This is a genomic window from Mesorhizobium sp. M7A.F.Ca.CA.001.10.2.1, assembly GCF_003998575.1.
Taxonomy (GTDB): domain Bacteria; phylum Pseudomonadota; class Alphaproteobacteria; order Rhizobiales; family Rhizobiaceae; genus Mesorhizobium.
On sequence record NZ_RZQY01000193.1, the window covers coordinates 1 to 9,307 of the forward strand.

8 protein-coding genes and 3 pseudogenes are annotated in these 9,307 nt (G+C 61.0%); 6 read left to right on the forward strand and 5 right to left on the reverse strand.

Going from position 1 to position 9,307, the window contains the following annotated elements; all coding sequences use genetic code 11:
• From EN964_RS14615 to EN964_RS38530, 4 genes and pseudogenes are all read right to left on the reverse strand, one after another.
• Window positions 1–1,392: glutamate synthase subunit beta (locus tag EN964_RS14615; protein ID WP_164775822.1), on the reverse strand; the 1,392-nt coding region annotated here is incomplete at its 3' end.
• 41 nt (window positions 1,393–1,433) lie between these two features.
• A pseudogene (locus EN964_RS14620) lies at window positions 1,434–1,597 on the reverse strand (TlpA family protein disulfide reductase); the annotation flags it as partial.
• 278 nt (window positions 1,598–1,875) lie between these two features.
• Window positions 1,876–2,145, reverse strand: a pseudogene (locus EN964_RS14625) (pyridoxal-phosphate dependent enzyme); the annotation flags it as partial.
• A gap of 8 nt (window positions 2,146–2,153) precedes the next feature.
• Window positions 2,154–2,358 (reverse strand): annotated as a pseudogene (locus tag EN964_RS38530) (isopenicillin N synthase family oxygenase); the annotation flags it as partial.
• An 825-nt stretch (window positions 2,359–3,183) separates the two neighbouring features.
• On the opposite strand from EN964_RS38530, the gene EN964_RS14635 reads away from it, so the two are divergent.
• From EN964_RS14635 to EN964_RS39240, 3 genes are read left to right on the forward strand one after another with little or no spacing between them, the layout of a single operon-like run.
• Complete coding sequence (locus EN964_RS14635; RefSeq protein ID WP_372958899.1) at window positions 3,184–3,408, forward strand: DUF411 domain-containing protein; 225 nt, start codon at window positions 3,184–3,186, stop codon at window positions 3,406–3,408.
• 40 nt (window positions 3,409–3,448) lie between these two features.
• Window positions 3,449–3,682: a hypothetical protein gene (locus tag EN964_RS38535; RefSeq protein WP_127312611.1), complete on the forward strand. Its 234-nt coding sequence runs from the start codon at window positions 3,449–3,451 to the stop codon at window positions 3,680–3,682.
• A gap of 41 nt (window positions 3,683–3,723) precedes the next feature.
• Window positions 3,724–4,215, forward strand: coding sequence for a cytochrome c (locus EN964_RS39240; RefSeq protein WP_244514239.1), 492 nt, complete (start codon window positions 3,724–3,726; stop codon window positions 4,213–4,215).
• A 238-nt stretch (window positions 4,216–4,453) separates the two neighbouring features.
• Here EN964_RS39240 and EN964_RS14650 read toward each other — a convergent pair whose 3' ends face one another.
• Window positions 4,454–4,870, reverse strand: coding sequence for a hypothetical protein (locus EN964_RS14650; RefSeq protein ID WP_063169404.1), 417 nt, complete (start codon window positions 4,868–4,870; stop codon window positions 4,454–4,456).
• 1,758 nt (window positions 4,871–6,628) lie between these two features.
• Here EN964_RS14650 and EN964_RS14655 point away from each other — a divergent pair.
• The 3 genes from EN964_RS14655 to EN964_RS14665 all read left to right on the forward strand — a co-directional run.
• Entirely contained in the window at window positions 6,629–6,910 is a 282-nt protein-coding gene (locus EN964_RS14655; RefSeq protein ID WP_029356603.1) for an acyl carrier protein, read from the forward strand.
• Window positions 6,911–8,119 carry a beta-ketoacyl synthase gene (locus EN964_RS14660; protein ID WP_095769981.1) on the forward strand — a complete coding sequence of 403 codons (1,209 nt, stop codon included), beginning with the start codon at window positions 6,911–6,913 and terminating at the stop codon, window positions 8,117–8,119.
• Between the two features lie 853 nt (window positions 8,120–8,972).
• On the forward strand, window positions 8,973–9,307 hold a 335-nt coding region (locus EN964_RS14665; RefSeq protein WP_127276477.1), incomplete at its 3' end, for a NodA family N-acyltransferase.

Genomic DNA, 9,307 nt, shown 5'->3' on the forward strand with positions numbered 1-9,307 from the left:
CTCGCGGATCGCCCAGACGACCAGCGACTGGCCGCGCCGCACGTCGCCCGCCGCATAGAGCTTTTCGACGCTGGTCCTGTAGTCCCGGTCATTGGCCTCGACATTCTTCGAGCGGCGGCTGTCAATGGCGATCTTCATCTGGCCGGCCAGTTCCGACACCGGCCCGCGAGCGGCTGGCCCGGCAAAGCCGATGGCGATGAACGCGAGATCGGCGCGGATGACGAATTCGGTGCCGGCGATCGGCTTGCGCTTTTCGTCGACTTCGCAGCATTTGACCCCGGTCAGCTGGCCGTTTTCGCCGATGAATTCAAGCGTCGCCACCTGGAATTCGCGCTCGGCGCCTTCGGCCTGCGAGGATGACGTGCGCATCTTGGTCGCCCAGTATGGCCAGACCGACAGCTTGTCTTCCTTTTCCGGCGGCTGCGGCCGGATGTCGAGCTGGGTGACGCGCACCGCGCCCTGGCGGAAGGCGGTGCCGACGCAGTCGGAGGCAGTGTCGCCGCCGCCGACGACGACGACATGCTGGCCGCCGGCGAGGATCGGATGCGACGGCCACGCCACCGACTGGATCGGTTCGCCGCCGACACGCCTGTTCTGCTGCACCAGATAGGGCATCGCGTCATGCACGCCGCCGAGATCGTCGCCGGGAATGCCGGCCGCGCGCGGCGTTTCGGAACCGCCGCAATAAAGCACGGCGTCATGTTCGGCGAGCAGCTCGGCAACCGGCTTGTCGACGCCGACATTGACGCCGCAATGGAAGGTGACGCCCTCGCCCTGCATCTGCTCGATGCGCCGGTCGATATAGTGCTTCTCGATCTTGAAGTCGGGAATGCCGTAACGCATCAACCCGCCGGGCCGGCTCTCGCGCTCATAGACATGGACGTCGTGGCCGGCGCGGCCGAGCTGCTGGGCAGCCGACATGCCGGCCGGGCCGGAGCCGATGACGGCGACGCGCTTGCCGGTCTTCTTCTCCGGCGGATAGGGCCTGATATGGCCGGTCTCGTAAGCCTTGTCGGCGATCGCCTGCTCGACCGTCTTGATGGCGACGGGGATGTCCTCGAGGTTCAGCGTGCAGGCTTCCTCGCAAGGTGCGGGGCAGATGCGGCCGGTGAACTCCGGGAAATTGTTGGTCGAATGCAGGTTGCGGATCGCATTGTCCCAGTCGCCATTGTAGACGAGGTCGTTCCAGTCCGGGATCTGGTTGTGGATCGGGCAGCCCGTCGGCCCATGGCAGAACGGAATGCCGCAATCCATGCAGCGCGCGGCCTGTTTCTCGACCTCTTTGTCGGACATCGGCAGCGTGAACTCGCGGAAATGCCGGATGCGGTCGGAGGCCGGCTGGTACTTGTGCACCTGCCGGTCGATTTCGAGAAAGCCTGTTACCTTGCCCATAGTCCAGTTCCTGCTGTCCAGATGGTGCGCCTGGCGACGCCCTGCAGCTGGATCAGATGGGGCATCCCGTCCACACATGGGCCGCACCAAGTTGCCCAAAATTCGACTATGTACACTTGCCGGGCTCAAAGCTCGTGAGGGGCTCGCCATGCAGCCAGTTCTCGACTCTAATCGAAGGAGCCGGGGACTCCATCTGCAATACCACGTTGCGGTCCAAAGCTATTTCCAAAGGTTTCTGCACGAGCTGGTTTCCTCTCAGAGACGGCACACGGGTTCAGGGAGGAGCGCATCGCTCGTCTTGCCCCATTGAGTGCAGTCACAGTCACTCAGTCTCAAAAGCCATGCCAACGCGCTCAGCGCGCAGTTAGCGCCCATTGCTTCGAAAAACCTCGTCAGTGCCCAGATGTTGGTTGTAATGAACCTGACATTTGTCTGACGCTGTCAGCTTTTGGACACGCGATCACGCGCTTCGTGCCGCCAGATGGCCAGGCCGAGCCCTGTGTTGCCAGCGGTCGCTTCGATGATTGTACCGCCCCGCGCGTGCCACGCTGTTCGGCATTAACGATCATCGACAACGCAATGCGATCCTTGATCGATCCGCCGGGATTCTGGCTTTCGATCTTGACGAAGCGACGACACCTGCCGGTATCGAATCTCTTCAGTTCGACGACCGGCGTCTCCCCAATCAGATCGAGCACTGACAAATGGCGGACGCAGGCGAGAGGACGCCTTTGTCGACGGTCGGCGGAACATCTCGAGGCTCATGCGGCTGCGGTCTCCAGAATGTCGGCATAGTGCCGTTGCGCAATATCGGGATGCGAGCGCAGTCGGCTCTTCAGCAGTTGCGGAACAGGGGATTGTCGGGGTCGCTGGCGGGGCACCCGCTTCGGCAGCCAGTTCAGGCGGCAGGTCAAGAAACCGTATGTCGGCATCAAGCCGCGCGCCGAAGAAGAAGGGAATAGAAACAGTGCCCTTCGAAAGACCCAGGGCGACGGAAATCATTGCATCGGGCGAGTTCATGCGCCTGAAGCAGCGCTGGCTGCAACTGCTTCATAGCGACAGGCGGGCGGAGACTCTAGCGGGGCTTTCGCCGCTTGGTTGATTGAGGCTCTCGACGAAGCCACTAAGATTCGGCGGCCGATAATAGCTTGCTGCTCATTGGGACGCCGACCAACGCCGGGATTGAGAAAGGCAACCCTGCCCCACAAGGCGGGTGTCACACGTGCGGTGCGTCCGCTCGTCGCGCCGGATGGTCTTTGAGACCTGGGTTCACGGCTATTCAGATGCACCCCTGTCGGCTTTTCGGTGCAGGCCGCCAGGCGGCGTGTTGCAGCAGCGGTAATTAGTTTGAGAGCGTGCGAGCACGGGCTGCATAGTGAGATCATTTGCCGGCGTGGGGACCAAGGTGTGGCGCAGCCTTAGAGAACTCAACACCGAGACCGGAGCAACGGAGACGGCTCTTTCGTCGAGACAGTTTAATTGGAAGGCCGAGAAGCACCGGCTGGGTAGCGTCACGCCGCATCATTCTTTGCGGAGCTGGAGCGCGCGGGATCGCTGGAGCGGCTGGTGAAAGCGGTTGCCGGGGCGCACGCCAACAACAACACGTGAGCTGGCGCCTCGTGTGGCAAAAGGAGGGGGCGAGAGCCCATGGCCTGCAATGAAGCGATCAAGCATTGCGATCGTGGAACCAAGCTGCCTAGTCGACCATCCGGACCGCGGCCTTCAAGCCAGCTCGCCTTGGAATCGGCCTTCCAGGAATCACCGTCAAGGCCGACTCACGACCTTTTCGCCATGAGCCGCGAAGAGGGCATTCCGCCGGAAGCCGATGGCTGCCTTCTCTCGTTCATCGACGGCTATGTGGTGAGCGGCCATGTGCCGGTCGGCACGGTCAACAAGCTCTTGACCGAGCGGCCCGACATCAAAGGGCATGACGCTGCCCGGCATGCCGATGGGCTCCCCCGGCATGAGTGGCACGAAGGAAGCGCCCTTCGAGATTCTCGAAATCCGAAAGTCTGACGCGACCGGCGGCATCTACGCCACGGAATAGGAGGCTTCGATGATGGAATGCATGAGCGGCATGATGATGTTCGGCACGGGCCTGGTGTGGCTGCTTGTCGTCGTCGTGCTCGTCCTCGGGACGGCCGCGCTGATCAAATACCTGTTCTCCAGCGGCGGCAAAGGAGAAGGGCGTCGGTCCTCTTATCGATGCGTGGCCGCGGCAGGCCTCGGATTGGTCTGGACATTGCCTTGGCTCGCCAACCGGATGGCCGCGCCCCGGCCGCGGCGATAGCGCTAGGCAAGACGGTTTTAGCCAGGCGAAGGTCAGCGCGATTGGAAAGCCCGCTGCCTTCGGGACGCATGCCGGCGCCGGGACCGGCCGCGGTCGTCGGCGGCGGCTACCAGAGCGACATGCCGGGCTTCGGGAATGTCCTCACCGACGAGGAGATCCGGGCCGTTCTGGCCTTCATCAAAAGCACATGGCCCGAGCGGGAACGCGCCTATCAGGCAGATGAGCCGCCGGGAGCGGGAGCAGACACAGTGAGACCAATCCTAGCCGCGGAGCCCTCGAACGCCCCCAACCGGAATGCATTGTCCATGAAAGCGAAACCGTCGCTTGCGATTCAATTTCTGGCGCTGATCCTCGGGACCTCCGCGCTGGCCCACCATCCGGGCGCCGATCTCGACAAGATGAGGGACAGCGCGGAGAGGTTCTTCCAGGCGATCGACGAGCAGGCCGCGCCGCCTTTCGAACTGGCCGACGCGGACGGAAGGGCCGTCCGCCTTCCGATCTCTCCGACAAGATCGTGGTGCTCTACTTCATGACGAGGTAACCTTGGAAGAAGAAGGCGACGGCCACTGGCGGCAGGATGGCAAGCACGCTGGCCGCAAAAAGCGGCCCATACTCATAGAAGCGGGCCGGTTCTGTCGCAAATCGTGCTTTTGGCCACAACTGGACGCTTTCGCGCGCTTATGGACCAGCTCACATGACAGGGCTCGACGTGCCCCGGGGTGGCGCCCTACTTCCACGCTCGCACTGTCACACTCCCGCCGAAAGGCGGGTTTAGTGAGTTATGGCAGTGACTGTGCCACCAGTCCAAACGTCGAGTTTCGCGGCAACTTCGACGCTTTCCTTAGCTGACTTGCCCAAAACCAGCGCGGCCAAAGCATACTGCTTGCCGCTCCCGATGGCATAATATTCACCTTTCACGGGATCACTTGGCAGCCAATTGCCGTCCAACAATACGGCTTCCCCATTTTTGCGCACTATCAGCGCCTCAAATTCAAAATTGTCGTCGTTGCGCGGCACAGGAATATCAGAAACATCCATGCCCTTCTCAACCCAGTCTCGAACGGCCTTTGGAATACCCAAGGACGAAGAGGAAACGCCGATGAGTGTGCCGTCGCATAAGCGAAACACCTTCGTTTTCTCACCGACGGATACTGAGTCAAAACCCAAGGCTCGGCCGTCGCCAGCCATGGTTCCGTTCCTGTAAGCTATTGTTGTCATTGGCACCCTTCTATCGCTGCATCAAACTTCAGGACCTTGCGCATGTCCCCTGTGTCAAGGTCACTGACCGACGGCCTATTTGCCTGATACACGATACAGGCTGCGCTCCTTGAGTTCGCGCACGGGTGGCCGTCATCTTGCCGCCTTCGCGCAATGCCTTGAACAGGCCGAGTCTGTCCCCCAGCGGGAATGACAACCACCTCCATGTCGTTGAAACGCAGGAAATCCGTCACTTTGCCTCGTCGGTAACGGGCGGAGCCGGAGCGGTCGTCACCGGGCAAGCGCGGTCGCAGTAGGTATCCTGGGCAGCCCGTCAGACATGGATGGCTTCGGTTGTGTCATGCGACTTCTTGTTGGTCGGTCACGTGTTTCCGGATAACCAGCATGCGCTGTGCCAAATGAGAAAACCATTTAAAGTCAATCCAGCAGATCTGACTGTATTCCGACATTGTCGGAAATTGGACATCGCCGAACGCGGGCGCTCGGGGCTTGTGATGATACTTGGGCGTGCTGCTTCGGAGGAGGGATGCGCCTCGTACCGGCCGCGAAGCCTTCCTGCATTTAAGGCGCCAGATCAATTGAACGCGATGCCGGGCAGCGTCGCAGCGGCTAAGCCAGCCACTCGCATTGCTCCCTGACAGGATGGTGCCGATCCTGCTGAGATCGCATGCTGGCGCGACGTTGCTTTGCGGCCACCGTCGCGCCTGCCCGTGAACTGTTCGCGCCTGTGCTCATGCTCGCCTTGACACCCTCGATGGGTCCATCCGGGATGGTCAACCATCCGGAACATAGCGGGCAGGCGGGCATCTTCACCAGCAGTCTCTGTGTCGCTCTCGTGGCGGCAAACAAGATCGAGGCTGGCGGGGTGATGATCAACGGTCCTCGAACCATCGATTTTGATCGCGGTGGCCGTTCAGTGCGTTCAAGCACGAGGCGCCGTTAGACGGCACCGCAGCATCATAGCGAAGTGCCATGCAGGACGACTCCCTGCAGCATCGTCTCGCGCAGCCAAACACTTGCCGGATCACTGTTGTGAACGGCCGGGCGTTTGACGGCCTGTGACGCGAAAAGGCAACGGAAGATCTAGCATTTATGGGGGAAATGTTTTTTCGGAGTGCTTGACCCGCAGGAAGGGCAGGGCATGACTGCCTATCGCCCGACCCGGCAAGGCCGCACTCATGACCGGCTGGGCTCGGTTAATCCTGCATGCCGCGCCCATGAGGTTACTTGTCCGGAGTGCGTCGAGCACAACGAGGAGATGTAGTTCACGATCTTTGAAAAGCGTGGTCAACCATCCAAAGTGTGGATGCCTTTCATCGAAACAAACGATTTCATCAATGTTCTGGAATCCTGCATGGGCAGAAGCACCTGATGGACACCGATGCCCCCACTGCCTCATGGCGTGGCGAGCGTCTTAAGAAACCGCCCGAAAGGAGATTTTTCATGCGCTCTACCGGGCAGTGGAGTGCTGGGAAAGGGAGTTGCAACTGACCGGCCATGTCAAACTGTCCGACTTCTTCCGAGCCTATGGACAGACCGGGAGACGCGCACGTGTAGCGGCTCACATCGTCATACTGCACCTACGCCACACACCGGCCGGACCTGATCCGGCTTTATGAGCATTGGGCTTTGTCAGTTGCCCAAGCGTGATGGCTTTCGCGACGCGGCGCGCCTCAGGAACTGAGCCGCGTCCAGGTCGAAACGCGGGAAAGAAAGACAGGAAACAGAATGGCCGATCAATTCGCAACGGACGTCATTGCCCTGATCAAGAAACGCGCCGAGTCGGAGAGCGGTGAGGGAATGCCTGCGTCATTCGTCGGCGAGATAACAATCGCCACGGAACTGGACGCGCTCGGGTTCGATTCGCTGGGTTTGGCGGACGTCCTCTGGGATGTGGAGCAGGCCTACGGCATCAAGATCGACATGAACACGGCCGATGCCTGGTCCAATCTCAAGAATGTCGGCGACGTCGTGGAAGCCGTCCGCGGCTTGCTTGCGAAGGAGGCTTGAATGGACAGGCGCGTCGTTATCACCGGAGTGGGCGGCCTGTGCGGACTGGGCACCGACGCCGCCTCTATGTGGAAAGAGATGCGCGAAGGCCGCTCCGCCATCGGCCCGATCGCCAATTCCGAGCTTCATGACCTGGAGGGCATGACCGGCGCTGAGATCAAGGCGCTGCCCCAGCACGACATCAACCGGGGGCATCTCATCTCCATGGACCGCTTCAGCTTGCTCGCCGTGCTTGCAGCGCGCGAAGCCATGCGGCAGGCCGGACTTTCCTGCGACGAGGGGAATGCCCATCGCTTCGGCGCGACAGTGGGCGTCGGCGGCTTGGGCTGGGATGTGATGGAGGAAACTTACCGGGCCCTCCTTTTGGACGGCGCGAGGCGAGTTGGCATCCTCGCTGTACCCAAAACGATGCCAAGCGCCGCCGCCGGCCAGGTGAGCTTGAGCCTCGGCTTGCGCGGGCCGGTCTTCGGGGTGACCTCCGCATGTGCCTCGGCCAACCATGCGATCGCCTCGGCGGTGGACCAGATCAAGCTGGGCCGGGCCGACGTAATGGTTTCCGGGGGCAGCGACGCACCCTTCGCATGGGGCGTGCTGAAAGCATGGGAAGCAATGCGCGTGCTTTCACCCGATACCTGCCGGCCCTTCTCCGCCGATAGGAAGGGCCTGGTGCTGGGCGAGGGTGCGGGCATGGCCGTGCTGGAAAGCTACGAGCATGCCACGAGGCGTGGTGCCACAATTCTTGCCGAGATCGCCGGCGTCGGCCTTTCCGCCGATGCCTTCCACATTGCCGCGCCATCTGTCGAGGGGCCAGCGTCGGCGATGCGCGCCTGCCTTGCCGATGCCGGGCTGAATGCCGAGGACGTCGACTACCTCAACGCGCACGGCACCGGTACCAAGAGCAATGATCAGACTGAAACGGCGGCGATCAAGCGTGTGTTTGGAAACCACGCTTATTCGATGTCCATCTCTTCCACCAAGTCCACGCACGCGCATTGCCTCGGCGCAGCGAGCGCGCTTGAAATGATCGCCTGCGTGATGGCAATCCAAGAGGACGTCGTGCCGCCGACCGCCAACTATCGCGAGCCAGATCCCGCTTGCGACCTCGACATCACACCCAATGTGCCGCGGGAGCGCAAGGTGCGCGTCGCCATGAGCAACGCCTTCGCCATGGGCGGTACGAACGCAGTTCTGGCATTCAGGCAGGTGTAGAAGCCATGCAAGACGCCTCATTTGAGGTCACCTGTCGTATCTAGCTGCTTGCCGGACCACTATGTAAAGCGAGCGCTATTGGCTGCCTCTGCGATGCGGGAATTGGCAGCGGACGTCTCTCGATCAAACAGGCATCTTGCTTGTAGAATTCTTTTAATCGTGAAGCGGCGCGAGTGCGCTATCCGTTGAGGTGAGCAAGGCCGGCGCCCTGGGTGAGCGCTGGTGTCGGGTGGTGGAAAGTACAGGGGGAGCTGTGTGGCCCCTCTTTCTCGGCCTCGACGATGTGCGAAGGAGCCTGCGCGGCGAACGGGCCAACGCCCCAGGCTCAGAACCTGGGCGAACCTAACTCCCGCCAAAGGACAGCCCAGAGCTGGATACACGAAAGAGATACTGAACCCGCGAATCAGATTCTGATCAATCGTCGTGTCTGAGCTCCACTCGGCTCTTACGGAGATAATCGCGCGGCCCGGCAACGGCCGCGCGTGCCGCGGGCGTGAGCTTTGCGCTTCGTCAGAAGTGCCTCGAGCGTGACGACGATAATTGACCAGCCATATGGAACGCATTCGCCCAGTTATCCAAAGCGTGGATACCTTTCATCTAAACAAAGGATTTTACCGTTTTTGCTGCAGGTCCCATAGAAGCGCTTCAAGTTGGAAAGATAGGTAGTTCCGATGGTTGCGTTGGATCTGAGGAGCATCATCTGGTGTGCGGGGCGTACAAAGTCAGTCGCATCTGCATTGCGGCTTGGTCTTTCGGCGGTCCCCACAAGTTACGCCCCGTTGGCGCGACGCCAATTATTTAATCAATGCTTGGACATTTATCTCAACCAGACAGCTACAAGGTGAGGTCTTCCATGCGTCCGAATGTCGAGTGGAAGTTGTGCTGGGAAAATGAGCTGCAACTGGCCGACCATGTCGAACTCTCCGACTTTTTTCGAAAGACCTATGGACGGACTGGCGCCTTCAACGCGGAGCCATTCGAAGGCGGCCGCAGTTGGGCCGGCGCGAGGCCGGAATTCCGCGCAATCGGCTACGACGCGCATGGGGTAGCGGCTCACATCGGCATGCTGCGGCGCTTCATCAAAGTTGGCGAGGTCGACTTGATCGTCGCTGAATTGGGCCTGTACGCGGTTCGTCCGGATCTTGAAGGGCTCGGAATCGGTTTTTCGATGCGCGTGGCGTACCCCTG